The organism is Thermaurantimonas aggregans, from assembly GCF_003851885.1.
Lineage (GTDB): Bacteria > Bacteroidota > Bacteroidia > Flavobacteriales > Schleiferiaceae > Thermaurantimonas > Thermaurantimonas aggregans.
The window spans coordinates 1-26,689 of the sequence record NZ_BHZE01000019.1; the positions used below are offsets into that span (position 1 = coordinate 1).

21 protein-coding genes and 2 tRNA genes are annotated in these 26,689 nt (G+C 42.6%); 4 read left to right on the forward strand and 19 right to left on the reverse strand.

The genetic code is table 11. The features are described 5' to 3' along the window. Positions 1-147: 147 nt before the first annotated feature. The 15 genes from efp to EIP89_RS08800 form a co-directional block, all read right to left on the reverse strand. A complete protein-coding gene (gene efp, locus EIP89_RS08730; RefSeq protein WP_124398298.1) occupies positions 148-711 on the reverse strand; it encodes an elongation factor P in 564 nt (187 codons plus the stop codon). Positions 712-767: 56 nt separating this feature from the next. Further along, positions 768-3,563, reverse strand: coding sequence for a M16 family metallopeptidase (locus EIP89_RS08735; RefSeq protein WP_124398299.1), 2,796 nt, complete (start codon positions 3,561-3,563; stop codon positions 768-770). 108 nt (positions 3,564-3,671) lie between these two features. After that, a complete protein-coding gene (gene mnhG, locus EIP89_RS08740) occupies positions 3,672-4,064 on the reverse strand; it encodes a monovalent cation/H(+) antiporter subunit G (RefSeq protein ID WP_124398300.1) in 393 nt (130 codons plus the stop codon). Continuing rightward, positions 4,061-4,336 (reverse strand): monovalent cation/H+ antiporter complex subunit F, encoded by a 276-nt coding sequence (locus tag EIP89_RS08745; protein WP_124398301.1) that lies wholly within the window; start codon positions 4,334-4,336, stop codon positions 4,061-4,063. The genes mnhG and EIP89_RS08745 overlap by 4 nt, the downstream gene beginning before the upstream one ends. Next, the gene (locus EIP89_RS08750) at positions 4,333-4,797 is read right to left on the reverse strand and encodes a Na+/H+ antiporter subunit E (protein WP_307718670.1); all 465 of its coding nucleotides are present in this window, start codon (positions 4,795-4,797) and stop codon (positions 4,333-4,335) included. Before EIP89_RS08750 ends, EIP89_RS08745 begins: the two co-directional genes overlap by 4 nt. 23 nt (positions 4,798-4,820) lie before the next feature. Continuing rightward, on the reverse strand, positions 4,821-6,347 hold the full coding sequence (locus EIP89_RS08755; RefSeq protein WP_124398303.1) for a proton-conducting transporter transmembrane domain-containing protein: 1,527 nt from the start codon (positions 6,345-6,347) through the stop codon (positions 4,821-4,823). Further along, positions 6,344-6,697, reverse strand: a complete 354-nt coding sequence (locus tag EIP89_RS08760; protein WP_124398304.1) for a Na+/H+ antiporter subunit C — start codon at positions 6,695-6,697, stop codon at positions 6,344-6,346. Before EIP89_RS08760 ends, EIP89_RS08755 begins: the two co-directional genes overlap by 4 nt. A 3-nt stretch (positions 6,698-6,700) precedes the next feature. Further along, on the reverse strand, positions 6,701-7,114 hold the full coding sequence (locus EIP89_RS08765; RefSeq protein ID WP_124398305.1) for a Na+/H+ antiporter subunit B: 414 nt from the start codon (positions 7,112-7,114) through the stop codon (positions 6,701-6,703). Positions 7,115-7,118: 4 nt separating this feature from the next. Further along, positions 7,119-9,419, reverse strand: coding sequence for a hydrogen gas-evolving membrane-bound hydrogenase subunit E (gene mbhE / locus EIP89_RS08770; RefSeq protein ID WP_124398306.1), 2,301 nt, complete (start codon positions 9,417-9,419; stop codon positions 7,119-7,121). Between the two features lie 66 nt (positions 9,420-9,485). Continuing rightward, on the reverse strand, positions 9,486-10,976 hold the full coding sequence (locus tag EIP89_RS08775; protein WP_124398307.1) for an oligosaccharide flippase family protein: 1,491 nt from the start codon (positions 10,974-10,976) through the stop codon (positions 9,486-9,488). A 21-nt stretch (positions 10,977-10,997) separates the two neighbouring features. Then, a complete protein-coding gene (locus EIP89_RS08780) occupies positions 10,998-11,768 on the reverse strand; it encodes an AMP nucleosidase (RefSeq protein WP_124398308.1) in 771 nt (256 codons plus the stop codon). Between the two features lie 2 nt (positions 11,769-11,770). Then, positions 11,771-12,622, reverse strand: a complete 852-nt coding sequence (locus EIP89_RS08785) for an MORN repeat-containing protein (protein WP_124398309.1) — start codon at positions 12,620-12,622, stop codon at positions 11,771-11,773. After that, complete coding sequence (locus EIP89_RS08790; protein ID WP_218019358.1) at positions 12,622-13,419, reverse strand: DUF2490 domain-containing protein; 798 nt, start codon at positions 13,417-13,419, stop codon at positions 12,622-12,624. Before EIP89_RS08790 ends, EIP89_RS08785 begins: the two co-directional genes overlap by 1 nt. Positions 13,420-13,423: 4 nt before the next feature. Then, positions 13,424-14,104, reverse strand: coding sequence for a toxin-antitoxin system YwqK family antitoxin (locus EIP89_RS08795; RefSeq protein WP_124398310.1), 681 nt, complete (start codon positions 14,102-14,104; stop codon positions 13,424-13,426). Positions 14,105-14,239: 135 nt separating this feature from the next. After that, on the reverse strand, positions 14,240-16,792 hold the full coding sequence (locus EIP89_RS08800) for an ATP-dependent Clp protease ATP-binding subunit (RefSeq protein ID WP_124398311.1): 2,553 nt from the start codon (positions 16,790-16,792) through the stop codon (positions 14,240-14,242). 221 nt (positions 16,793-17,013) lie between these two features. Here EIP89_RS08800 and gyrA point away from each other — a divergent pair, with 221 nt between their 5' ends. Both gyrA and EIP89_RS08810 read left to right on the forward strand, forming a co-directional pair. Further along, positions 17,014-19,527, forward strand: coding sequence for a DNA gyrase subunit A (gyrA, locus tag EIP89_RS08805; protein WP_124398312.1), 2,514 nt, complete (start codon positions 17,014-17,016; stop codon positions 19,525-19,527). Positions 19,528-19,594: 67 nt separating this feature from the next. Then, positions 19,595-20,911: a tetratricopeptide repeat protein gene (locus EIP89_RS08810; protein WP_124398313.1), complete on the forward strand. Its 1,317-nt coding sequence runs from the start codon at positions 19,595-19,597 to the stop codon at positions 20,909-20,911. 60 nt (positions 20,912-20,971) lie between these two features. Here the strand turns inward: EIP89_RS08810 and EIP89_RS08815 are convergent, their stop codons facing one another. From EIP89_RS08815 to EIP89_RS08830, 4 genes are all read right to left on the reverse strand, one after another. Then, positions 20,972-21,340 carry a translation initiation factor gene (locus tag EIP89_RS08815; RefSeq protein ID WP_124398314.1) on the reverse strand — a complete coding sequence of 123 codons (369 nt, stop codon included), beginning with the start codon at positions 21,338-21,340 and terminating at the stop codon, positions 20,972-20,974. A 77-nt stretch (positions 21,341-21,417) separates the two neighbouring features. Beyond that, on the reverse strand, positions 21,418-21,684 hold the full coding sequence (gene rpsT, locus EIP89_RS08820; RefSeq protein ID WP_124398315.1) for a 30S ribosomal protein S20: 267 nt from the start codon (positions 21,682-21,684) through the stop codon (positions 21,418-21,420). A gap of 25 nt (positions 21,685-21,709) precedes the next feature. After that, positions 21,710-21,781, reverse strand: a tRNA-Glu gene (locus tag EIP89_RS08825). A gap of 8 nt (positions 21,782-21,789) precedes the next feature. Further along, positions 21,790-21,864 (reverse strand) — tRNA-Glu (locus tag EIP89_RS08830). 251 nt (positions 21,865-22,115) lie between these two features. Here EIP89_RS08830 and mfd point away from each other — a divergent pair. Both mfd and EIP89_RS08840 read left to right on the forward strand, forming a co-directional pair. After that, entirely contained in the window at positions 22,116-25,490 is a 3,375-nt protein-coding gene (gene mfd / locus EIP89_RS08835) for a transcription-repair coupling factor (protein WP_124398316.1), read from the forward strand. A gap of 193 nt (positions 25,491-25,683) precedes the next feature. Next, positions 25,684-26,670: a PorP/SprF family type IX secretion system membrane protein gene (locus tag EIP89_RS08840; RefSeq protein WP_124398317.1), complete on the forward strand. Its 987-nt coding sequence runs from the start codon at positions 25,684-25,686 to the stop codon at positions 26,668-26,670. Positions 26,671-26,689 lie beyond the last annotated feature (19 nt).

A 26,689-nucleotide genomic window follows, 5' to 3' on the forward strand; every position in this document is an offset into this window, starting at 1 on the left:
TGCCGGGTTGCTGTTTAAAGACTACTCGCCTCACTTAAAATGTCTATGATGGCTCTAATTTACTTCAATTAAGGGTTTTATCAAAATAAAAAAGAAGGCGTCCTTTACTTTTTGGACACCTTCTTTTAAGGGTTATTATGGATAGTATTAGTTTGCTCGTCCTTTGTATTCGCCGGTTTCAGGGTTGATGATGATGCGTTCGCCTTGTTCGATGAAAAGGGGCACTTTCACCTCGGCGCCTGATTCTACTTTCACGATTTTTGTGGCGTTGGTGGCGGTGTTTCCTTTTACAGCAGGTTCTGCATAGATTACCTCCATTGTGACACTCGAAGGCAGATTGCACGCAAGAGGGCGATCTTCGTCGGCGTGGTACATCACGATACACTCCATGCCATCCATCAAGAACTCAGGGGCGTTGATCACTTCTTTGGGGAGGGTGATTTGATTAAAATCATTCATATCCATGAAGTGATAGCCATCGGCGTCTTGATAGAGAAACTGGAAGTTTCTGTATTCGATGCGAATTACATCGATCTTAGCTCCTGAAGGGAAAGTGTGTTCCAAAATGCGGCCATTGTTGAGGTTGCGCAGTTTGGTGCGCACAAAGGCGTTGCCTTTTCCGGGTTTTACATGAAGGAATTCGATGATTTGGAAGGGTTCGCCATTAAGGTCAATACAAAGACCATTTTTGATATCAGCAGTTGTAGCCATTTGATATTGAATGAATTAAGTTGTTTTAAAATTTGGCGCAAATATAGACATAGCTGTTATTGCGATGCAGTTTCAGGGTCGAGCACCAAAACGATAGGACGCCCCCCAGCATATCGCATAATCCATAGGCTTACTTGATCGGCCGTAAGAGCATCAATTTGAGTTCGTTGGTAAGCAATATCTGCTGAAGATTCCGGCTTTGAGAATTTGATATACCCTTGCATGAGGTTGTGCCAAAATTGAGCTGTAGTACGGCCTTTTTCAATGTCTTGGCGAAGGAGCTCTTGCACTTTGCGAAGGGTTTCCGCGTCGATTTGCTGGGCGTTTCTCGCTAAAACCTCTTTCGCTGCGAGGGTGAGCTCTTTGCGACGAGCTGGTTCAGTGTTAAAGGCGATAACGATGGTGTATTCGTCGTTGAAGGGGCTATTGACGTTGTAAAATACACTAACGCCATACACACCGCTTTTTTCTTCGCGCAGCTCCTCACGTAGTTTAATTTTCAAAACTTCAATAGCAGCTTTGAGTTGAAATTCGTCAGCTGGACTATCAAGTTTACCGTGATAGACGAGTCGCACTTGCGAACGAGGATTCTCCCCTTTGCGAAGCTCATATAATGTATCGCGCGCGCTGATGCGAAGATTTCGATCGACTAGCTCCACAGGGGAAGTTTTGTTATTAAGATCAGATAAATATTTAATGGCAAGTGCTTTTACCTTTTCTTCGTCCACATCGCCTGTGATGATCCAACGCAGGCGTGCCGGTGCTCCGAAAAGCGCTTGCCACAGCTGGCGTTGAGCAGCGATTGTTATTTTTTCTACTTGTTCCACAGTTGGGGTAGTCGCTCGGGGATTATTGTTGTAGAGGATTCTGTTCAGTTCGCGGCCAAAGTAGGTGTCTGGATTGTTGTATAGACCCTTTAAAAGATTGATCTCACGTGTCTTGACACGGCCGAGGGCTTCTTCATCGATGCGCGTTTCGGTGAGGTAAAGGCGAGCCAATTGAAAGGCAGTTTCGAGCTCATCGGGTGAGCAGAATCCGTTGATACCGTGATAATAGTTGCTCAAATAGGGATAAATATTTACGCGTTTGCCAGCCAGCAGCTTGCGCAATTCTGTGATGTCGTGCTGACCTACGCCAGACTCATAAACCGTCTGCATCAAGTAATTAGCTGCAGGCAATAGCGAGTCAGCAAAAGGTGAGTTACCACCAAATAGAAATCCGTCGATGATGATGCGGTCTTTCTCTTCAGGCACACGGCGTATGTAGAATTCAATACCATTGGCCAGTGCAAATCCCTTATAACCCGCCCGATTTTCTGGAAGGATTGTAATCGTCTCATCGGGATACGTAGCAGAGGTAACTTGCAGCTTAGGAGCAGGGGGCGTAAAGATGTAAGGGAAAGTCTTGTTTGAAAGAAAATAATATACAGCCGACATCAACTGGGCATTGTTAGGCACGTGTTCTTTGTCAGATTCAGGTGCTACGGCTGTGGCTGCCCAGGTTTCGGAATAGAAATAATGAGCGATTAGTTTGCGAATAGATTCAGCACTAAGCGACTGAGCCCAACTGTCAAAACGCTTTAATCGCTCTTCTGGGTCAATAAAAGGCGATTGACGAAGCGCGTGACTTACCAAGTTGGCAGTCCATTCGCTTGAGGGAGTTTTTTCCTTGACCTTTACAGCAGATTCTAATCGCTGGCGATATATGCGCTTTACGTGTTCGAGCTCAGCATCGTTGGCCTGATGGTCAGCAGCTGTTTTTACAATGTTGAAAATCTGTGCTGATGCCTCGTACCATTGTTGATTTTTAGGCAATACTGAAAATGTAAGCGCTGAAGCCGTGCCAAGTGTATTTCCAATAAAAGCATTGGCATTGATAACCTTGCTCTGGGAATTGGCTAAAAAATCCTGAATCCGCGTTCCCATCAGCACATTAGCTACGCCAATGAGAAAATTTTGTTCCACTCCCCCATCGGCAAAGTAGTCGATTTCAGGCTTCATGAAGCGAAAAGAGAGATTGTAGGTCTGAATTTCAGGATCTGTAGCTGTAGTAACGCGCGCTCCGGGAGTAAGAGGAACCTCTTGTGAATAGTGTGGTCGCGGACGCTTTACGCGTTTTAGTTTAGAAAAACGACGTCGGATGATCTTTTCAACTTTCTGCACATCCACATCACCTACCACCACTACGGTCATAAGATCGGGTCGGTACCAATCGCGGTAATAGCGGGTAAAAGCTTCATAGGGAGCATTTTGGATGACATCCGTCTTCCCGATTGGGAAACGTTCGGGATATCTACTACCTTTAAACACCACAGGAAAAGTAAGCTTGCTGATGCGCTCACTGCCACCCGTACGCGTGCGCCATTCACTCAATATGACACCTCTTTCTTTGTCAATTTCTTCGGGCTCAAAAGTCACGTAACCGGCCCAATCTTCCAGTATAAGTAATCCCCTCTCGAGCAAGCCGGCTGTATCGGTGCGTACTTGCAATATATACACAGTCTCGTCAAACGAAGTATAGGCATTTAGATCAGGGCCAAATCGCGTACCTGTGCTTTCGAGAAAATCGACGAGCGAGGTTTTGCTAAAATTTCTGGTGCCATTAAAGCACATATGCTCCACAAAGTGCGCAAGGCCCTGCTGATCGTCGTCCTCATTTAAGCTGCCGGATCGCACTACTAAACGAAGTTCGGCGCGATTTTCCGGGGTCTTGTTTTGCATGATTAAGTAGGAAAGGCCATTGCGCAGCTTACCTGACTTTACATACGGGGGTAACTCAATAGAATTTTTCTGTTTTTGAGCGTGTAAAACACCAATAAAAAGGCATAAAAATGCGGAGAGCGTGAATCTCATACAGTTTTTTACGTGCGAATGTAAAGGATGGGACTTAAAAATCCTTATTAGTTTCAGAGATCGTAACCGCTTTTCAACAAGGTACGCTCAATACCGCAACCTGAAAGATTACTTCTGTTTTGACTCTTGAGCCTCTTCTGAAGGAATTTCTTGACCTTTAAGCTTATGTGAGATGGGGTTGTACTTGCCTTTTAAATCGTCATAAAGGGAATTTTTCCATAGAGGTATTCCAATGAAGTACGAAACTCTACCAATCAGATGTGCTCCTACAGGCGAAGTGAGAAATACAAAAAATATGATAGCTAAAACCCTGGAGGCGATTGACTCAGTGCCGAAGTGCACCGCAGCCGAAGCAAGCATCAAGCCAATGCCGAGCGTTACAGCTTTAGTCGTAACCGAAATGCGCAGATATATATCAGGCATTTTAACAAAGCCTATTGCAGCTAGAAGAATAAATGTAGCACCAAGCGTAGCCAACGCTGCTATTATGAAATTGGTCATTCGTTTTTGTTTTTCTTTTCCAGATAATAACTAAATGCTACAGTACTCAAAAAGGCTATGAGCGCCAAAATCATAGCAATGTCGAGAAAGGGCGCCCTGCTGCTCACAATGCTGTAGATGGCAATAATCCCAATGGCGATGGTAATGAGCAAATCGACAGAAACAATGCGATCGGGCATATCAGGCCCTTTTAAAAACCGATAAAAAACCAGCAGCATGCTGATTACCAATATCGGTAGAATGATGTAATACAAATAGTCCTGTAATGTCATCGGGTAAGTTCTAACAATCGACGTTCGAAACCATTTTTTATGGAATGCACAAAAGCTTCTTTGTCTTTGATAAACATGCCGTGCACATAGAGCACACTTCGGTCGTCACTCACATCGAGGCTCAAAGTACCGGGCGTTAGAGAAATAAGATTAGCCAAAAGGGTGATTTCTAAATTGGTTTTAGCATCTAAAGGAATCATTACAATGCCAGGTGCCATGTGATTTTTAAGCGTGATCACATCGTAGGCGACCTGAATGTTTGCTTTTAAAAGTTCATACAAAAAGTAAAAAATAAATCCGATTACCTTCGGAACTATGATAAAGTACTTTCGACTTGGATCTCCTTTGCTACCAATACCCCGGCTTATCAACCAAAGAATAAAGTAGCTCAGTGCAAAGCCAAAGAGGAAGTTTTTTAAAGCAAAGGTACCGGTGAGTGCAATCCATATGAATGCGAGCATGTTATTCATCAAAAACTGCGATCTCATGGGCGTGCTACGAGTTTATCGGGTAGTACTGTGTGAATGTAATCAACAGGATTCATTAGTTCGGAAGCAATTTTTTGAGAAATGGTGTGGATGTCGCCGGCTCTGAAGGCTATAGCCAGTGAGATGATGGATAACAGAGCAATAGGCAGTACGTATTGAATCTTTTCAGCCCGATCAAGCAAATGCCAAAAACGGAAGTTCGGTCTGTCCGGCAAATTTTCAGCCGGCCTCCAAAAGACCTCAGCCCAAACTCGCGCAATCACTAAAAGGGTAATAATGGTGCCAAAAGCCAAGCTGAAAGTAATGAAGGTTCCGCCTTCGTCCCAAGCAGAGCGAAATAGATCAATTTTTGGCCAAAATCCAGACAACGGAGGCACTCCAACCAACGAAAAGAGTGGAATTGACAGTAAAAGTGAAAGTCGAGGAAAATTTTTAAAAAATCCACCCAACCGATCGATGTGATGTGTGCCCTGAACGCGGTAGAGCAAGCCACTGACCATAAAGAGATTGGTTTTTACAATAATATCGTGAATCATGTAAAAAACCGCACCAGTGATGGCGAGCTCTGAGTGAATGCCCAGTGCAATAACCATATATCCAATATGGCTAATAATGAGATAACTAAAAATTTTGCGGATATTCGTTTGCACCATAGCTCCCAGTGAACCAGTAATGATGGTGATACCTGCCAGCACAATCATGATGCGGTCAATGATGGGATCTTCAAAAAAGACCAATGTAAACACCCTCAGCAGAGCATAGACACCCAGCTTGGTAAGCAACCCGCCGAAGATGGCCGCAATAGCAGCTGGTGGAGTGTGATACGAAGCCGGTAGCCAGAAGTACAGCGGAAAAATGGCTGATTTAATCCCAAAACCCACCAAAAACAAAATTGCCGTGACTTCTACTAAGCCTTTGTTTGGAAGATTTTTAACATGAATAGCCAAATCTGCCATGTTAAGTGTACCTGCTAAGCCATAGAGGACTCCGATGGCCGTCAAGAAAATAGTAGATGCTAAAATATTGAGCGTAAAGTACTTCACTGCACCTTCAAGTTGAGGCTTTTCACCACCAATGGTGAGCAGCACAAAGGAGGAGATAATGATGATCTCAAACCACACATATAGGTTGAAAATATCGCCAGTGAGAAAAGCTCCATTTAAACCAGCAAACAAAAGATGCATGATCGGGAAATAACCAAAGCGCATGCGCGCCTCCACAATGTTTGCTAAAGAAAAAAGCGTAACAGCAAAGCCTGAAATAGAAGTAGCAATAACCAATACGGTGGCAAAAGTGTCAGCCACAAACACAATCCCAAAGGGAGCCGGCCATTTGCCAGCACTCATAGTAAGAATCCCTTTTTGCTGAACTTCGTGAAAGAGAAAAATGGCAAGACCTATTTGTATCGAGTTGCCCACGATGCTGATTACTCGCTGAATTCGCGGCTGAAACCAAGAAAACATTTGGGCAATGGCTATGATAAACTGCCAAACGACAGGTAAAATGACTACATTAGAACTCATAAATCGTCGTCGATGGTATTTACGGTGTCGAGATCGTCGGTATGAATGGTTTGATATACGCGCTTAAAAAGAACAATAGCAAATGCTTGTAAGCCAAAACTGATCACTATTGCGGTCAAAATCAACGCCTGTGGAACTGGATCAGCATAAATATCTGTCAATACCTTAGCATCAGCCGGTATTATGGGGGGTTTTCCTTTTGCTACTCGCCCAAGCAAAAAAATGAGAATATTGGCACCATTGCCCAATAAGATCAGTCCGATGATCAACTTCACCATGCTTCGGCGCAGCATCATAAACAACCCTGCACCATAAAGCAATCCAGTAACTATTGCAAGAAGTATTTCCATCTTTTATGCAGCTTCAGCTAGAGTAAAAATGATTGTAAGACTCACCCCCACTACCACGAGATACACACCAATATCGAAAAAAAGCGGTGTGCCTACCATACCAACCACATCCAAGGGTTCTTTGTGCCATTTAGCCGTCATAAAGGGTTCACCACTTACAAGCATAGGGAACAATCCACTGCCTAAAGAAGTTAGAAGCCCAATGGGCATAAGAAATCCCGGATGTATGCGCAGCAAGTCGCGCGTTTGCTGAAGTCCATTGGCAAAGCTGTGCAACACAAATGCGATGGAAGCGATTAATCCACCCACAAACCCCCCTCCCGGCAAATAGTGCCCTCTGAACAAAATGAAAACCGAAAACAGCAGCAACAATGGCAGCAGATAATCAGAAGCTTTTTTTAAGATGATACTTTTCATAAGCTTATTCCCAAGTTTTTTCGTTGTCCTTTAGTCTCAACTTCATCAGGCCAAATACACCAAGAGCGGCAATCGTCAGAACAGTGATCTCTACCATGGTATCCGCTCCTCTGAAGTCCACAAGTATTACATTCACCACATTCTTTCCCTTAGCGAGCAAGTAAGAGTTTTGCACGTAGTACTCTGATGTTTCGCGATTTACAGGTTCATTTAATACTTCTAAGGCCAGCATGGTAATCATCACCCCAAAAAGGGCAGAAACAATTACATCGCGCACCTTAATAGCTATCGATGAAGCATTGATGTACTTCGGAAGTTTATATAAAACTAAAACAAAGAGAATTACAGTTAGCGTATCTATTGAAAACTGAGTCATGGCCAAATCGGGAGCACTGTAAAAAACAAACATCAAACTGATCGATATACCTAGCACTCCCATAGCAGCCACAGCTGCCAGTCTCGACTTGGCCAACAAAATAAACAATGTACTGAATATTAAGAGAAAAACGATGGTAGCTTCATAAAAAGTAACTTCAGAAATTTTTCGAAAATCAATGTAAATGTGCACGCCCCTAAAAAGTGAATAACCTACCAGCATCATCAAGAATATCATGATCATAAGTACGTACAAGCGCAGATAACCATTCTGTAACAGATTCGTATACAGCTGACTTAAAAATTTGATGGTTTTTTGGATTTTATCGTAGATCGAAACCGATGAAAAGGAGAGGCTCTCAACCGACTTGCGATAGAGCTCACCGGGTTTCGTTAAGAAAAAGATTGCCCCCCCTAAAGCCACCGTAGCTAGTGATAAGAAAAACACAGGAGTAAATCCATGCCAAAGCGCAACATGAAAGTGTTCACTCTCAAATCCATTGACCCTCAAAACTCCCTCTATTAGTTTCGTCATTAATCCCGGAAACAAACCAAAAACCATAGAAAGCGCGGCCAGAATGTAAACTGGCAAAGACATCCACAAGGAAACGTGAAATCTATCTGTTGCCATTGAACTTTGAGTTCCAAAAAACGGCTTTACTCCAACCCATAATCCCGCAACAAACAAAAAACAGCCTGCAACAAATGCAGATAAAATCGGCAAATAGGATTGCGATATCCATCCGTAAGCAGCCTCGTACAAAAATTCTTTTCCCACGAAACCAAAAGTGAGTGGAACCCCTCCATGACTAAGCGCAGCGATTAATGCTGCCACGCCAATTCCAGGCATCGACCTAATTAGCCCACTGAGTTGAGTAATGTCGCGCGTGTGCGTTTCGTGATCTACAATACCAGTTACGAGAAATAATGCTGCCTTGTAAAAGGCATGAACCGCAATAAATACAATGGCTGCTGAAATGCCCTGCTCACCGCCAATGCCCGTTAAAAACACCAAAATTCCCAATGCGCTCAAAGTCGTGTAAGCTAAAATGCTCTTCATATCGCGAAACAGAAGAGCCTGTACAGCGCTGTACAGCATCGTAATCCCGCCAACACTCATTAAAACAGGTTGCCAGTAGGCATAATGAGCATAAACCGGATAAAATCTCAACAATAAAAAAACGCCTGCTTTTACCATAGTGGCCGAGTGCAAATACGTACTTACAGGTGTGGGTGCCTTCATAGCCCCAGGAAGCCAAAAGTGAAAAGGAAATTGAGCGGACTTTGTGAATGCAGCAATTAAAATCAACCAAAAAGCAATCTGCCCTGCTTTCGACTCAAGAAGCATATCTCTGTTAGCTAATAATGCTGAAAACGAAAAATTACCAGTAACTGAAGATATCAGTATGGCTGCCAGCAACAGAGCAACCCCCCCCATGCCAGTGATGGTGAGCGCTCTCAAAGCAGCATCTCTTGAAGCTTTTTCCTCGTAATGAAACCCGATGAGAAAAAACGAAGATATGCTTGTAAGCTCCCAAAACATAAACATCATCGCCAAATTGTCGCTCACCACCAAGCCAAGCATGGCAGTCATAAAAAGCGAGAGAAAACCGTAAAAACGAAACTTTTCTGGATGACCTTTTAAATAATAATGTGAATAAGCAAAAACCAACGTTCCTATACCGCTTATTAAGAGCAAAAACAAAAGCGATAATCCATCAATCCTCCACTCAAAGTGAACTCCCAGTCCATCTTGCCAGCGGATAACACCTGTAAATGGCTCTTTTACATTTAAATACGTTGTGAAATAAATAAAAATAGCTACCGGTACAACGAAGAAAACCGCCGAAAAGTGTTCTTTCAAATAATCCCTAAAAAGCACTAATAGACTCGAAAGCAGTACCCCTGCTAGTACAAAAAAAAGTACCATCCCCCAGTTTTCCGTTTAATAAGGGCAATACTAAAAAAAGATTTTGTGAAACTTAAATATTCTAGGTTACTTTTTGGTGAAATTCCTAAAAATCTCTAAACTGCTTTTCACAAGAAGCCATAAATCAGGTGATAACCGATAATAAATAATACCAATCAGGAGTAAAGCCGAAGCGAGTATCACTTTTAAAATTGAAAGCAAAAGAACAGGTATGTCAATACGGAAAAATTGTATTACTAAAAATACGATCACCAAAAGGACCATGGCCTTAGCCGAGGCAGACGTAAAGGGTGTAATTCCGTAATCTCTCTTCAATAAATAATATGACAGTATATTGTATACCAAATACGATATAAAAGTGGCTAAACCTGCACCCGTGATGCCGTAGAGCGGAATCAGGAAGTAATTTGTAATTACTGCTATACCCGCGAGAAAGAGCAATAAATATAGATTGTATCGGTACTTAGGTGAAAAGGAGATGATCTCAGCCGTTAATCCAAAGGTCAGATCCGTGAGTTTTGCTAAGCCAATAAAAAGTACCACCCATTTGCCAACGGCATAGGTTTCACCATTGGGCATGATGTAAAAAATGCCATCAATTCCTGCCCATATCAACAAGAGCATTCCTCCGCCAAACAAAAGTTGATTGATTGAGCTACGAGCATGCAACTCATTAATTTTCTGTATGTCTTGATTTTTCCAACTTTCTGATAATACTGGTCCGGCTATGGCATTCAGCGAACGCTTTGGCATCTCTATTACTAAGCCTATGTACGAGGCTATTACATAAATACCCGCGTTGCCAAGGTTTATCATCCCGCCAATCATTAAACTATCAATTGTCGTTACTAGGATACTGGCCGTAGAGGTAAGCACCGAAAAAAGTCCAAACGAAACCACACCTTTTAAAAAAGGTTTTAATCGCTCAAACCGGATAGAAGGACGAAAGGGAGCCAAACGATGATTATACCACAATACGCCAAGCAAAGCCAGTCCGTAAATTACAATTTGTAAATTGAGAAAAATTGTAAAATCAAACCAATGAAAAATAATCCCCAAGAAAAACAGAATAGTTAATATCCGTATTCCAACATCCTTAATGGCTGAGGGTACGACAATGCGATTGTTCATCCGTGCATACGAGGCTGCAGCGAGGTACAGAGTGTTAAGCAGAGTAATGCTCCATACGAGATAATAATATTGAGTAAGCTCTTTAGCGTTTTGAGAATAAAAATCGGTTATCTGCTGTTTAAAAGCCAAAAAAATCAAGTAGCAGAGCAACACTCCACCTAAGGGAACTACGTAAAGCAAAGTAGCATAGGCTCTGTACTCTTCACCCCCATGCACATATGGATAGTATTTTACAGAAATTTGAGGAATGCCTAAAACAGCCAAAGTTGAAAACATGCCTGCTGCATTCGTCACTATGCGCAGCAGGCCTATCTGGTCTTGACTTAAAAAAGCAGGAAATAAAAACAGAAGGGTGAACGTGCCGAGTACAACGCCTACATATGATGCTACGCTACCCTTAATGGTTTGACGAGCAATGAGTCCCAAAGACTTTCTACAATTTTTAGGTTAGAATCTTAGGTGTTTTACAGTCAGTCCATTGTTGATAAGCTCAAGGAGCGATTCTACGCCAATTTTAACATGCAGATTGACAAAATTGGCAGTTACTACTTTGTCGCTTTCTTCGGTTTTCACGCCTTCGGGCACCATAGGCTGATCGCTTATGAGCAAAAGTGCACCTGTAGGAATTTTATTTCGAAAACCAGCGGTGAAAAGCGTAGCCGTTTCCATATCGATAGCAATGGCGCGCGTCACCTTCAGATATTTTTTGAATTCCATGTCGTGCTCCCATACACGGCGGTTGGTGGTGTAAACGGTACCTGTCCAGTAGTCGCGTTCGTTGTTTCGAATGGTGGTTGATACTGCTTTTTGCAAAGCGAAGGAAGGTAGCGATGGCACTTCAGGCGGCATATAGCTGTTTGAAGTTCCTTCACCTCGAATTGCACCTATAGGAAGGATAAGGTCGCCGATGGTGTTTTTCTTTTTCAATCCACCACATTTGCCGAGAAACAGCACTGCCTTGGGCTGAATGGCGGTGAGCAGGTCCATGATGGTAGCTGCATTAGGGCTGCCCATTCCAAAGTTGATAAACGATACTCCGTTAGCATGTATACTGGGCATAGACCGGTTTGTTCCCATAATCTCCCCACCATACATTTCCCGAAATACTTCCAAGTAATTATTGAAATTGGTAAGCAAAATGTATTTGCTAAACATGTCAAGGGGCACACCCGTGTAACGCGGCAACCAATTGTTTACAATTTCTTCTTTCGTTTTCATTTCTATTGTTTTTCTGTGAGTTTGTCGTTTTTCCAAATGCCTTTAGCTACTCTTTTATTTTCATCATTAAAAAGTTCGCCATATCCGTCTCGCAAATCGTCACGCCATCCTCCTCTGTATCTGTATCCATTGCTGTAAATGTACTCTCCGTAGCCCTGGCGTTTGTCGTTTACGAATTCACCTTTGTAGCGATCGCCGTTTTTCCATACATATTCGCCCAGTCCATGACGTACCCCATCTTTCCATTGACCAATGTAATATCCGCCGGTGCTGTAGAAGCCGACTCCTAACCCATCAGGTCTTCTAGCATCAACCTCTCCGATGTAGCGTAGTTGAATATTGTCTTTTAAATTTAGAGTAATTTCTGCTACTCTATTCAGCAGTTGATTTGCCTGGCGTTTGGATAATTCCAGTTCTTTTTTCAATAGCTCTAACTCAGCGCTTTGTAATAGATATTTTTCTCTGAGTTCCTTGACTGATAACTGAGTCTGGTTTTGCATTTTTTCAGCAGCCCCAATTATACTTCTAAACCGCCGAAACATTTCATTCATTACCAGGATAGAGTCCGAATTCTTTCGAATATTTTGATGTAAAATTCGCATTTTTTGTAGTAATGAATCCGGCATTATAGAATGTAAACTGTCTTCTTGAAAATCAAACAATGCATCTTCCTCAGTAAGGGCTTTACTTATAGTATTGATGAGTATTTCATTGCGATGCGAAAAAATATCAATTTCACGTTTTAAAAATTCAACGTTTCTTGAAATATTTTCATACTCAATATATTGATAAACATTAAATGAAAGAGATACTACAAAAAGTGTAACAAGTAGGTAGGCTGTTCTCTTGTTCATTAAAATCCAAGATTAATATTTGGCAGTCTGTTTTCAATACTACGAACGTCTAACCCGATCATGATATTAAATCGCAATACATGGGAAGTTTTATATTCAAAGCCAGTTGATTTTTGACCGAGGGTGTACATGTGTCCAACAAAGAAAGTTAAGTTGTTATTATAAACATAGCCAATTCCATTATATGTTCTGAAATCTTCAAATGGATTGAAAGCAATCGATCGACCTGACTGCATAAATATTTCAAACGAAGGAGAGATAAACCATGTTTTTTTCTCAATTTTTTCCTTGTTTATTGGGATGTACGCAAAAAATTTATATCGATATCTATCGGTGTATTCGTATTCAGAATTTTTTACATTACTTCTTTTCCATCGGTGTTCAAAGCGGAACTGATGGTAAATTTTTACTCTCCCCATCGATGGCATGGAAAAGAGCCATTGATGCCAAATTCGAGGCTCAAAAGTTATGTTATCAAAGGCTGTATCGCCAAGCCGGGGCGAGTAATTAAGTACTAAGGTGGGGCCGATTACTGCTTCAAAGTAAGGATTGAATAAAATATTTATTCCGGCTCTGTTGTACCATTGCTTTGGCCTTCCGTAAAATGACCAAAGATTGTCTTCTTGATTTCGTGTGCGGTAATGATGCTCGCCATAATAGCCGAAATATTTTGAAAAACGCACTTTTATATACAATCCATTCCAAATTCCAGTTTCTTCCATCTGAATGCTTGGCTGCTGACCATTAAGCACCAGTGTGACACTAAATAATATCGGTATTAAAATTTTAAATCTCAACAAATCAATATTTTAAAGGCTTTTTCTTTCCATTTTCATCATAGGTAAACCACTTTCCAACTTTCTCACCCATTTTGTACAGGCCTTCTACTTTTATTTTTCCGTCTGGATAGAATTCTTTATACGGTCCATCGAGTTCGTTTGCGCGGTAGGTAGATATGGCTGCTATTCCTCCTTCTTTGTAGTATTCTATGGCTTCTCCTTCTATCACGCCCATTTTGTACGTGTAAGCCACAGCCGGATTGCCGTTGTCGTAATACCAAATGTATTTTCCGTGTTTTTGGTTGTTTACATAAGTGCCTTCTTCACTGATTTTACCAGTGTTAGGATTAAATTTTTTGTAAGCGCCCGAAAGTACTCCTTCGGTAAATTCTTTTAACTCCATAAGTCGAGCAAATCCGTCGTAAATCTTTTGCTCGCCGTGCAATTTTCCCATTCTGTAATATTCCTCTATGTTGAGGTATCCGCGTTCATTTAGCGTAATGCGGATGCCATCCAGCACATTGTCTACATAATTTTCAATGGTTTTCAGATTTCCGCTTGGATGGTAATACACCCATATCCCTTGCCTTTTTCCGTTTTCGTCTGTCTTGTTGGGATGGTATTTACCTTGAGCTTTTATAGGTGTAATTCCAAGATTTATCGTAAAGGCTATGATGAGAAACTTATTTAGATATTGTACCATCGAGTTGATTTTTTGCAAAAATAGAATTTTAGCTTATCAATAGCCGTCAATACAATGTTATCAAATCCTTCCGCTGTAAAAAAGAAAAAGCCACCTCTTTTTAAGGAGCTGGCTTTTTCCTTCAGTTTTTTAGATTTAAGCTTGCTCTTCAGGGACGGCTGATTCTTCGGTGATCAAAAGAGCATCTTTACCTTCATTGACTTCTACTACCAAAGTAGAACCTTCCTTAAAGCGATTGTTGATAATGTCTTCTGCTAAAGGATCTTCCACGTACTTCTGGATTGCCCGTGCCAATGGACGAGCTCCAAACTGTGGGTCGAAGCCTTTCTCAGCGAGAAACTCAATGGCTGCGTGGCTCATCTTGAGCTTGTAGCCGATCTTCTCAATTCGCTGAAGGAGTTTATTGATTTCAATGTGAATAATTTTGAGAATGTCCTCTTTCTTGAGGGTATTGAAGAGTACAATGTCGTCGATGCGGTTTAAGAATTCTGGAGCAAAGGCTTTCTTGAGGGCGTTTTCGATTACGCTCTTTGCCAACGCATCCATATTTTCTTCCTTCGCCTTGGTGACAAAACCAACACCGGTTCCGAAATCTTTGAGCTGACGCGTACCGATGTTTGACGTCATGATGATGATGGTGTTTTTAAAGTCAATTTTACGACCAAGCGAATCGGTCATCTGTCCATCGTCGAGTGCCTGCAGCAAGAGGTTGAAAACATCGGGGTGAGCTTTCTCGATTTCGTCGAGCAACACTACAGAGTAGGGTTTGCGACGAACTTTTTCGGTCAGTTGACCACCTTCTTCATATCCTACATAACCCGGAGGCGCACCTATGAGGCGCGAAACAGAGAACTTCTCCATATATTCGCTCATATCGATGCGTATGAGTGCATCCTCTGAGTCAAACAGCGCTTTAGCGAGTTCTTTGGCCAATTGAGTTTTACCCACTCCGGTAGGACCGAGGAAGATAAAGGAGCCAATTGGTTTTTTGGGATCTTTCAATCCTGCTCTGTTGCGCTGTATTGCTTTTACGACCTTTTTTACTGCCTCGTCCTGACCGATTACTTTGCCCTGAAGCTCGTCAGCCAGTTTGGCAAGCCTGCTGCTTTCGGCCTGAGCGATGCGTTGCACAGGTATACCGGTCATCATCGATACCACTTCGGCCACATGGTCAGCAGTAACGATTTCTTTGTTTCGTTTTACCTCCTCTTCCCACTCGCGCTGAGCCTCTAGTAGCTGATTTTCCAGGCGCTTTTCATCGTCGCGCAGACGTGCTGCATCTTCGTATTTTTGACGTTTTACTACTTTAATTTTCTGTTCGCGTATTTCCTCAAGCTGCTTTTCTAGATCGAGTATAGCTTGGGGAACTTTAATGGAGGTGATGTGTACTCTTGAACCAGTCTCGTCGAGGGCATCGATGGCTTTATCAGGCAAGTGCCTATCTGTCACATATCGCTGAGTGAGATACACGCAGGCTTCGATGGCCTCGTCGGTGTACACTACATTGTGGTGCTCTTCGTACTTGTCTTTTATGTTTTTGAGTATCTGGATGGTTTCCTCAGGAGTAGTGGGCTCTACCATTACTTTTTGGAAGCGACGTTCTAGAGCACCATCTTTTTCGATGTACTGGCGGTACTCGTCGAGTGTAGTAGCACCAATGCACTGAATTTCTCCTCTCGCCAGTGCCGGCTTAAACATGTTGGAAGCATCGAGCGAACCTGTGGCACCGCCAGCACCAACGATCGTATGAATTTCGTCGATAAAGAGTATGATGTCTTTGTTGCGCTCTAGCTCGTTCATGAGCGACTTCATACGCTCTTCAAACTGGCCCCGGTACTTAGTACCTGCCACCATCGATGCTAAGTCTAAAGCTACAACGCGCTTGTCAAACAGTACACGACTCACTTTCTTTTTTACAATGCGCAGTGCAAGCCCTTCAGCAATGGCTGATTTACCAACACCCGGCTCTCCGATGAGCAAGGGATTATTTTTCTTTCGGCGCGAAAGTATTTGAGATACGCGCTCAATTTCTTTTTCCCTACCTACGACAGGATCGAGTTTGCCTTCTTCAGCTAGTTGAGTTAGGTCTCGACCAAAGTTGTCGATGACTGGGGTTTTTGATTTTGTTTCCATTTTTCCTCCGGGTCTGTTCATACTGCCGAAGCGCTCTCTGCGCTCAAAATCATCATCGTCTTCGTACGCACTCATGGAGATTTCTTCTTTTAACTTAAAATCTTCTTCTGAGGTGGGATCCTGAATTTTGAGGAAAGCCTGACGAGCATTTTCGTAAGTGACTCCAAAATTTTTGAGAATGCGCACAACAGGGTCATCAGGGTGTTTCAATATACACAGCAGTAGGTGGGCAGTACGAATCTCAGGGCTATGGAGCAACTTAGCCTCTAACAAGGTGACCTTGAGCACCTTCTCTGCTTGTCGAGTAAGAGGAATGTTTTTCTTTATATTGATATTGCTTGAGTAATTCGCAGGAATTAATGCCTCTATCCTCTGGCGTAGTGCCTGAATATCTACGCCGAGATCATGTAAAATCTGGATGGCACTACCCTCCCCCTCACGAATAATTCCAAGCATCAGGTGCTCGGTACCTATCACATCGTGCCCCAGCCTGAGTGCCTCCTCCTTGCTGTAGCTGATTACGTCTTTTACTCTGGGTGAAAAATTCTCTTCCATTGAAATATTGAACTATTTAAATAACGAAATTCAGACAAAATCTGTTTATCAAATGTAATACATGAAAGAATCATGCAATTTTTACACAGGTCATATTTTTAACAAAAATCTGTGTAAAATTCGAAAAAGTGTGTGATGGTTCAAAAAGATTATAGATACCAAAGTAGCTATTTTTGCCACTTTGACGAAAAAGCTCTTCTATTTGAGACACATTTGACATTATGGTAGAAAACGAAAGAATTATTCAGGTCAACATAGAGGAAGAAATGAAATCTTCCTACATCGACTATTCGATGTCGGTGATTGTATCTAGGGCCTTACCTGATGTGCGCGACGGTCTTAAGCCAGTACACAGGCGGGTACTTTACGGAATGTATGAATTAGGCGTTTTATCCAATCGCCCCTATAAAAAGTCGGCCAGAATCGTGGGTGAAGTACTTGGTAAATATCACCCGCACGGCGATAGCTCAGTATACGACACCATGGTGCGCATGGCTCAAGACTGGTCGATGCGCTACACTCTGGTAGATGGACAAGGAAACTTCGGCTCTATCGATGGCGATAGCCCAGCTGCTATGCGTTACACCGAAGCGCGCCTTCGCAAGATCGCCGAAGAAATGCTTTCTGATATTGAAAAAGATACCGTCGATTTTCAACTGAATTTTGACGATTCACTCCAGGAGCCTACTGTTCTTCCCACCAGAATACCCAACTTACTCATCAACGGAGCATCGGGCATAGCTGTGGGTATGGCTACCAACATGCCACCCCACAACCTTAAAGATGCTATCGACGCCATAGTGGCATGCATCGATCAGCCAGATATTAGCATCGATGAGATCATTAAATACATCAAAGCCCCTGACTTTCCTACTGGGGGTATTATATATGGCTATGACGGTGTGAAAGAAGCCTATCACACCGGTCGCGGAAAAATTGTGCTTCGCGGAAAGGCTAACATGGAAGAGATAGATGGTCGCACGTGTATCATCGTGACTGAAATTCCATATCAAGTCAATAAAGCGGAGATGATTAAAAAAACCGCTGACTTGGTGAACGAAAAGAAAATTGATGGCATATCAGACATTCGAGATGAAAGCGACCGCGATGGGCTCCGCGTAGTGTTTGTTCTAAAACGCGATGCTATTCCGAATGTAGTGCTCAACCACCTCTACAAATACACCCCCCTTCAGAGCACCTTCTCGGTAAACAACATCGCCTTAGTAAATGGCCGGCCGATGCTCGTAAACATCAAAGAACTCATCCAGCACTTCATCGACTTCAGGCACAGCGTCATCATGCGTCGCGCGCGCTACGAGCTCGACCAGGCTGAGAAGAAGGCTCACATTCTCGAAGGGCTACTCAAAGTCATCTCTACAAAAGACGACCTCGACCGCGCCATTGACCTCATTCGAAATTCGAAGAACGTAGACGAGGCTAAAGCCAGCCTAATGACGGCATTTGAGCTGTCAGAAATTCAAGCCAAAGCGATACTTGAGCTGCGCCTACAGCGCCTCACCGGTCTGGAGCGCGAAAAAATAAAAGAGGATTACGATGCCCTGATGAAGACCATCGCCTACCTTAAGGAAGTGCTCGAAAACCGTGAGCTTCAGATGAAAATCATCAAAGACGAACTGCTCGAAATCAAAGAAAAATACGGCGACGACCGCAAAACCACCATCGACTACTCTGGAGGTGACCTCTCCATAGAAGATATGATCGCCGATGAAGAGGTGGTAATCACCATATCACATGCCGGCTACATCAAGCGCACCTCTCTCAGCGAATACCGCACACAGAGCCGTGGAGGCGTTGGGCAGAAAGGCGTAGCTACGCGTGATGAGGACTTCGTCGAACACATTTTTATGGCGACCAATCACAACTATCTTCTCCTTTTTACCGAGGCAGGTCGCTGTTTCTGGCTGAAAGTATACGAAATTCCCGAAGGCGGTAAAACCTCAAAAGGTCGCGCTATTCAAAACCTGATCAATTTGCCGCCCGACGACAAAGTATTGGCTTATATTAATGTAGATAACCTATCTGATCAGGAATACCTCGATAAGCACTACATAACTCTCGTTACTAAAAAAGGCGTAATCAAAAAAACCACATTGGAAGCATACTCTCGCCCAAGAGCTAATGGCATCAATGCCATCACCATTCGCGAAGGCGACCAGCTGCTCGAAGCATCGCTCTCTGATGGTAATTCCGAAATCATCATCGCTGTAAAATCCGGAAAAGCCATTCGCTTCCATGAGAATACGGTGCGACCGATGGGTAGAAATGCCGCCGGCGTAAAAGCCGTAACCCTAGCCGATGAATCGGATGAAGTGGTGGGTATGGTGTGCGTGAGCGACCCCAACCGCGACATCCTCGTCGTTTCAGAAAACGGCTACGGCAAACGTACCTCTATCGACGAATACCGCATCACCAACCGTGGAGCAAAAGGGGTGAAAACCATCAATATCACCGAAAAAACCGGCAAACTCGTGGCCATAAAAGACGTAACCAATGACGACGACCTGATTATTATCAACAAAAAAGGTGTAGCTATACGCTTCTCAGTGGCCGACCTTCGCGTAATGGGTCGCAATACCCAAGGTGTTAAGTTGATTAATCTTAAAAACGGGGATATGATTGCCTCAGTGTGTAGAGTGCCCAGATCTGAGGAAGAACCATCAGAGCCTAACGACGAGACTTCAACCTCAGAAAGCACTTCAGAGAGTGCTGAGTAAAAGCATTCGTCCGTACCTTTGGCATGATTTTAAAAATTTTTAATTGAAATTCAAGCATATAACCATCATGAGAAAAACAATCATCCTTCTTTTTGTGGCAGCTGGCTTTGCTTCTGTAGCCCAAATTGGTCCTACAGTAAGCTCAGCAGTTATTGCTCTCGAGCGAAGAAATGACCTGGCCGATGCCAAGCGAAACATCGACAATGCTACTGCTAAGCTCAAAGAAGTAGGTACTTCCGGCATCAAACCCAAAGATTTAGCCAAGTACTATTACTACAATGGAAAGATTCACCTTGAAATCTATCAATCACAAAATCAGGCAATTTCTAGCTTAGAACCCAATGCTCTCGACATTGCAGCCGAAAATCTGAAAAACAACCTTGAGTACGAAAAATCTATCAACAAGAAGTTTTTCTCAGAGCAGGCTGTAGCCGATATGTACACCGTCATTAACCTCATTCAGCGCAGAGGTGAAAAGAATGCCAGAAACGAAAAGCTTGAAGAAGCTTACAAAGACTTCATGCTCTCTTTTGAGCTTGGAAAATCCCCTGGCATTAACATTATAGATACTGTGATGCTATACAACGCTGCGCTGATGAAATTCAACGCAAAAGACTTCCCCGAGGCAATCCGACTATTCAATCAACTGCTCCAGCTCAACTACAAAGGAGTGCAATATTTTGCCTACGACAACGAGCAAAAGCGCGAAGTTCAGTTTGGCTCTCCCAAGGAATTGCAGCGCAATATCAAGTTGAGACCCGATCGCTTCACCAACCCTCGCGAAGAGGGAGACATTCGTCCTGACCTCTACATCATGCTGGCTGTTGCATACAAGAGCATAAACGACCAAGAAAATTACGTCGCCATTTTGAAGAAAGCTCGTGCCGAATACCCGAATGAAGAGCGATTCATCCGCGAAGAGCTCGACAGCTACATTAAAACAAAACAATATGACAAGGCAGTGGCTAACCTTAAGCTGTCGCTCCAAAACGAACCCAACAACAAGCTTTTCTGGTTTATCCTCGGTACGATTTATCACACCGAAATGAACGACCTGAAACAAGCTGAAGAAGCCTATGACAAGGCTCTAGCCATTGATGAAAATTACGCCGACGTGCTCTACATGAAAGGTCTCATTTACATTACTAAAGCTAATGACTTGGTAGAGCAAATGAACAAGCTAAGCTTTAATGAAACTAAAAAGTTTGAAAAGCTAAAGAGCCAGCAATTGGACCTCTTCCGCCAGGCGTTGCCCCTGTTTGAAAAAGCGCATCAAATCAATCCAAAAGACAAAGACACTATCAAGGCTCTGCGCGAAGTGTACTATAAGCTTGGCAATACCCAAAAGGCTTTGGAAATGGATAAACTCCTTCAACAAGGATAACATAAAGTAATCACAAAAAGAAAAAAGCGCTAAAGCCGTGATAGCTTAAGCGCTTTTTTTTTATCCTCCTATATTTTTTGTTTTGATTTTTTTAGCTGCAAACCAATTTGCTACCTCCTTTCGACAATTCCCTTGAAGCACAATTTCGCCATCTTTGACACTGCCTCCGGTGCTTAGTGCTTTTTTAAGCTCCGAAGCAGTTTGCTCAATATCTATTGAGGCTGGTAAATTTCGAACGATGGTTACTGGCTTTCCATTTCTACCTTTTATTTCGTAGTGAAGCTCTACTACACTTTTGTTATTTGTATCATTTCCATCCTCCATTGAATCTGCTAAGGCAGCTAGGGCTTCAAAAGGATTATACCTGGCATTGGTGCTGTAAGAAAAAGAATAATCCTCACTGACGTCTTTTGATTTTGACTTTTTCACGTGCGTAAAAAATTCTGTACAAAAATAAAAAGCGCCATCGGTATAGCCGTGGCGCTTTAAAGTCTTAGAAAACTAATTTATGCTGTAGCAGCCTTAAGCTTATTGACGTGTCTCATCAGCTTTGACTTCAGGTTAGCTGACTTATTCTTGTGGATGATGCCTCTTTTTACAAGTTTATCGACCATTGAAATAACTTTCGGAAGCACTTGAGCTGCTTCGTTAGAATCGGTCATAGCTCTTAATCTCTTAACAGCATTTCTGGCTGTTTTGTAATAATATCTATTGTGAAGACGTCTTTTTTCGTTTTGACGAATTCTTTTGAGTGCTGATTTGTGATTTGCCATTTTATCTAATCCAGTTTTTTGGTTGTAGCCCATAGGGGAATCGAACCCCTCTTTTCAGAATGAAAATCTGACGTCCTAACCGATAGACGAATGGGCCGAAAGGCTTGGTAGCCCATAGGGGAATCGAACCCCTCTTTTCAGAATGAAAATCTGACGTCCTAACCGATAGACGAATGGGCCTTCCTGCAATCGGGCTGCAAAAATATATCACTTTTATTTTCTACCAAAAGTTACCTTAAAATATTACAATGATTCTTTCTTTTGATTTTCAGCACTTTATTGTTATCAATTACCACTTACAACGCGTATTAATTCTTCATTAAGACTCTAAGGTGGTGCGAAACTTTGGTACCTTTGCTTCAGAGAATCAAACTTGTGGTAAACCATACTGCCACATCTTTGTCTATTCATTGATTTAGGAAAAACGAGAAATGTTCAGTCAATCAAAAACTGTTTCAGCACTTTTAAAGGATTACGAAGCAGCTGATTTGTCAATTCATTTAAAAGAACTTTTAAAAAATCCCACAACAATTAACGTTCACCTTCACGGTGTGCAAGGCTCACTTATCTCAATCATTACTGCGCTTACGCATAAATTTTCAGCTAAAAACTGTTTGTTGCTCTCTCCTTTTAACGATGAGTCGTCGTATTTTTTCAACGACTTGCAGGAGCTGTTAGGTCAAGAGAGCGTATTTTACTTTCCTCCATCGCATAAGCAACCTTACGAAATAGAGGAAACTGATAATGCCAATGTGCTTTTGCGTGCCGAAACACTGAGCCGCATCGCTACCAATCCCCAACCTTGCGTAGTAGTAACCTCAGCCGATGCCTTGTTTGAAAAGGTGATTTCTCAGAAATCACTTGCCCGACAAATGATTGAGGTAAACGTGGGGATGGTATTGAGTATTGACTTTTTGAATGAAACCTTATTTGAATACGGCTTTGAACGCGTTGATTTTGTAACAGAACCTGGTCAGTTTAGCATACGCGGTGGCGTAGTCGATGTATTCTCATACGTAAACGAACATCCATACAGATTGGAATTCTTTGGAGATGAAGTAGAGAGCATTCGACTGTTTCAGATCGATACGCAACTGTCGTTCTCCAAGGTCGATAAAGCTCTCCTGCTGCCCAACATCGAAAACAAGCTGGTTGAGGACCAGCGTTTGTCGCTCGCAGAAGCTATGGGCGATGACAAAACCATAGTGCTCTTGGTAGATAGTCCTCAGATTTTGGCCAGGATGAACCAACTAATGGAAAAAGCCCAGCAAAAATTCCAATTACTCACCTCTCCAATTCGCCATTTGGCGCCTGAGAATTTATTTATCTCGGGAGATGATTTTTTTGAATGGTTAAAATCAAAAAATTCAAAATCAATTGAATTAGGAAATTCAACCGCCTTCAAAGAGGTAGCTTCATTAGACTTTTCTTGCAGTCCTCATCCTGTTTTTCACAAGAATTTTGAAACGCTCTCTGAATATCTACATCAGAAAAATGCGGAAGGATACGAAGTAACCATCAGCTGCAGTAGCGCTCGGCAAATGGAGCGTCTGCACTCTGCATTGAGCGAACACGGTTGCTCGGCAGAATTTTTCACTGCTCTGCTCACCTTACACGAAGGTTTTGAAGATCACACCCACCGAAAAGTACTACTTACTGACCATCAGATTTTTGAGCGTTTTCACCGTTTTAAAATCAAGAATTTTTATGAGCAGAAACAGGCCATCACTCTTAAAGAGCTTACATCGCTGCAATACGGCGATTATGTGGCACACATCGATTACGGCATTGGGAAGTTTGCTGGCCTACAGAAAATCGAAAACGACGGCAAGGTTCAAGAAGCCATCAAGCTCATCTACAAAGACAACGATGTACTCTATGTAAGCATCCATGCTCTGCACAAGATATCAAAGTACAATGGCAAGGAAGGCACCGAGCCCACCCTGAGTAAGCTCGGAACCAATACATGGACTAAGAAAAAAGAAGCTGCCAAACGAAAGGTAAAAGAACTCGCCTTCGACCTCATACAACTCTATGCAAAACGCAAAGCCAGCAAAGGCTTTGCGTTTTCACCCGACAGCTATCTACAAGCTGAGCTCGAGGCATCTTTTATCTATGAAGATACACCCGACCAGCTCAAAGCCACTGCCGACATCAAGGCCGATATGGAAAGCGATACACCAATGGACCGCCTTGTATGTGGCGATGTGGGCTTCGGAAAGACAGAAGTAGCGATACGCGCTGCCTTTAAAGCGGCTGTAGATGGCAAACAAACTGCCGTGTTGGTGCCTACGACCATTCTTGCCTTTCAGCATTACAAGACCTTCTCTAACCGCTTGAAAAACTTCCCCGTCAAAGTAGAATATTTATCGCGCTTTAAGACCCCGAAACAGCAGAAAGAAATACTTGAAAAACTGGAAAAAGGAGAAATCGACATCATCATCGGAACCAATGTGTTGGTGAGCGACCGCGTAAAGTTCAAAGACCTTGGGCTGCTAATCATTGATGAAGAACAGAAATTTGGCGTAGCAGTAAAAGAAAAACTCAAAACCCTGCGAGTAAATATCGATACCCTTACACTCACTGCAACTCCCATACCTCGTACCCTACAATTTAGCTTGATGGCAGCACGCGACCTTTCGGTGATGACCACTCCCCCGCCCAATCGCCAACCGGTCGATACACAAATAATTACTTGGAATGAAGAAGTGATCCGCGATACCATCATTCAGGAATTGCAGCGAGACGGTCAAGTGTACTTTATCCATAACCGAATTGAAAACATTTATGAAATCGCTGGCCTACTTCAGCGACTTGTACCAGGTGCAAACATAGCTGTAGCCCACGGACGGATGGAAGGCACTAAATTGGAAGAAATCCTCCTGGGATTTATGGAAGGCGACTACGATATATTGGTTAGTACTTCTATCGCCGAAAATGGTCTCGACATCCCGAATGCTAATACAATCATCATCAATCAAGCTCACAACTTTGGTCTGAGCGACCTACACCAGCTTCGCGGGCGCGTAGGACGCAGCAATAAAAAGGCTTATTGTAAGCTTATAGCTCCTCCGCTCTCAAGCCTTCCGGAGTTCTCGCGAAAGCGCCTTAAAGCCATCGAACAATTCAACGACCTCGGAAGCGGCTTTCAAATTGCTCTTAAAGACCTTGAAATCAGAGGAGCAGGTAACCTGCTCGGCGGGGAGCAAAGCGGATTTATTACCGACATTGGTTTTGAAACGTACCAAAAAATTCTTGAGGAAGCTATACAAGAACTGAAAGAAAACGAATTCAAAGAGCTCTACGAAACCGAACTCTCCAAAAACATTACTCCGAAAGAATGCAGCATTGAAACCGATATCGAAGTACTCTTTCCGGACGAGTATATCAACAAAACGGAAGAACGCTTCAGGCTATATCAACAACTCGACCAGGTACAAAATGAAGAAGAACTGGCAAAATTCGAAGAAGAACTCGTGGATCGATTTGGTCCATTACCTCAACCAGCCTCAGAACTACTCAACAGTATTAAGCTTAGATTGCTCGCTCGCGAATGCGGTTTTGAAAAAATTACCATTAAACAAGGAGTATTTCTTGGATATTTTCCTCAAAATCCGAAACACCCCTTCTACCAAAGCGAAAAATTCAAACAAATGTTACAAAATATTTCTATGTTTAAACACATTCAATTAAAGGAGAAAAACGAAAAACTCTTCTTGCGCATTGATAATATAAACAGTATTAAAAGTGCTATGGATTGGATAGTGAAAATAGCTCGGCACCCTATGCCTGCATCACTAACGTAATAAAAATTTGACAATATTCTGATTGGAAAACTTTAAAAACAATTTCCAAAAATTTTCAATTAACGAAATGCAATAATTTTTTTTATCGAATGTTAAATGATTTAGTAATATTGTCGCCCGAAAAATAGTTATTCAATACTTCAAATGACTATTTTTGTAAAAACGAATGACAATCTTGTAAAACCTTGTATAAATGTCGATCAGAGGTAAAACTCTATTTCAAATTATTGTACTTTTTTCCTTTTTATCGGGTGTAAATGCACAAGACGCCCATTTTTCACAATACTACGCCAATCCCCTTTATCTGAACCCAGCATTTGCCGGTGTGGCTCGCTGTCCTAAAGTGCATTTGAACTACCGCTCACAGTATCCCATCGGAAATGTTTATCAAACCTTTTCAGCGTCATACGACCAATATTTCGATAATTTAAAAGGCGGAATAGGGTTTTTGGTTCTGCGCGATGAAGCCGGAGACGGTACGCTCAGTACCACTGAAATCGGTGCCATCTATTCGTACCATTTGCAGGTATCGAGAAAATTTTCAGTGCTGGCCGGATTCCAAGCCAACTTCAGACAAAGAACGCTCGAATGGGGCAACTTCCGCTTTCCGGATATGATTGACCCCTTCTACGGATTTGTAAAACCAACAGAAGAAGTAGGTCCCGATCGCGTTCAAAACAATCATGTTGATTTATCTGTCGGCTTCATTGGTTATTCAAAAGATTTTTACATCGGCGTTGCTGGTCATCATCTCACCCAGCCTGATGAGAGTTTTTTCGTAGAAAGCAAGCTTCCGTTTAAGCTCACCATTCACTCAGGCGCCAATATTCCCATAAGCCGTAGAAGATTGTACGGCGAATATCAAAGCGTCTTAATCCCAAACGTTGTAATCCAAAATCAAGGGTCATTCTGGTCATTTTTTGGTGGCCTATCGTTTAACTATGCAGCTATCACTGGTGGTTTAGGTCTGAGACATGGCAATACCAACCCAGATGCCCTCGTTATACTACTCGGATTAGCACCCTCTGAAATGCCTTGGAGAATCGGATACAGCTACGACTATACTGTTAGCAAGCTCACCAATGCGCTGGGTGGAGCACACGAAATTTCAATAATGTATCAGTTTGCTTGTCCGAAAAAAGTCAAAAAAATTGAACCTTTGCGTTGTCCAAAATTTTAATCTTTGCAAAATCGTATAA

Coding starts and splice junctions, on each gene's coding strand:
- EIP89_RS08765 (WP_124398305.1), bottom strand. CDS start 7,114: ATGAAAAGTATCATCTTAAAAAAAGCTTCTGATTATCTGCTGCCATTG.
- EIP89_RS08735 (WP_124398299.1), bottom strand. CDS start 3,563: ATGAGATTCACGCTCTCCGCATTTTTATGCCTTTTTATTGGTGTTTTA.
- gyrA (WP_124398312.1), top strand. CDS start 17,014: ATGGTAGAAAACGAAAGAATTATTCAGGTCAACATAGAGGAAGAAATG.
- EIP89_RS08745 (WP_124398301.1), bottom strand. CDS start 4,336: ATGACATTACAGGACTATTTGTATTACATCATTCTACCGATATTGGTA.
- EIP89_RS08780 (WP_124398308.1), bottom strand. CDS start 11,768: ATGAAAACGAAAGAAGAAATTGTAAACAATTGGTTGCCGCGTTACACG.
- mnhG (WP_124398300.1), bottom strand. CDS start 4,064: ATGACCAATTTCATAATAGCAGCGTTGGCTACGCTTGGTGCTACATTT.
- EIP89_RS08760 (WP_124398304.1), bottom strand. CDS start 6,697: ATGGAAATACTTCTTGCAATAGTTACTGGATTGCTTTATGGTGCAGGG.
- EIP89_RS08785 (WP_124398309.1), bottom strand. CDS start 12,622: ATGAACAAGAGAACAGCCTACCTACTTGTTACACTTTTTGTAGTATCT.
- mfd (WP_124398316.1), top strand. CDS start 22,116: ATGTTCAGTCAATCAAAAACTGTTTCAGCACTTTTAAAGGATTACGAA.
- rpsT (WP_124398315.1), bottom strand. CDS start 21,684: ATGGCAAATCACAAATCAGCACTCAAAAGAATTCGTCAAAACGAAAAA.
- EIP89_RS08750 (WP_307718670.1), bottom strand. CDS start 4,797: ATGCTCGCATTCATATGGATTGCACTCACCGGTACCTTTGCTTTAAAA.
- mbhE (WP_124398306.1), bottom strand. CDS start 9,419: ATGGTACTTTTTTTTGTACTAGCAGGGGTACTGCTTTCGAGTCTATTA.
- efp (WP_124398298.1), bottom strand. CDS start 711: ATGGCTACAACTGCTGATATCAAAAATGGTCTTTGTATTGACCTTAAT.
- EIP89_RS08810 (WP_124398313.1), top strand. CDS start 19,595: ATGAGAAAAACAATCATCCTTCTTTTTGTGGCAGCTGGCTTTGCTTCT.
- EIP89_RS08840 (WP_124398317.1), top strand. CDS start 25,684: ATGTCGATCAGAGGTAAAACTCTATTTCAAATTATTGTACTTTTTTCC.
- EIP89_RS08755 (WP_124398303.1), bottom strand. CDS start 6,347: ATGAGTTCTAATGTAGTCATTTTACCTGTCGTTTGGCAGTTTATCATA.
- EIP89_RS08800 (WP_124398311.1), bottom strand. CDS start 16,792: ATGGAAGAGAATTTTTCACCCAGAGTAAAAGACGTAATCAGCTACAGC.
- EIP89_RS08795 (WP_124398310.1), bottom strand. CDS start 14,104: ATGGTACAATATCTAAATAAGTTTCTCATCATAGCCTTTACGATAAAT.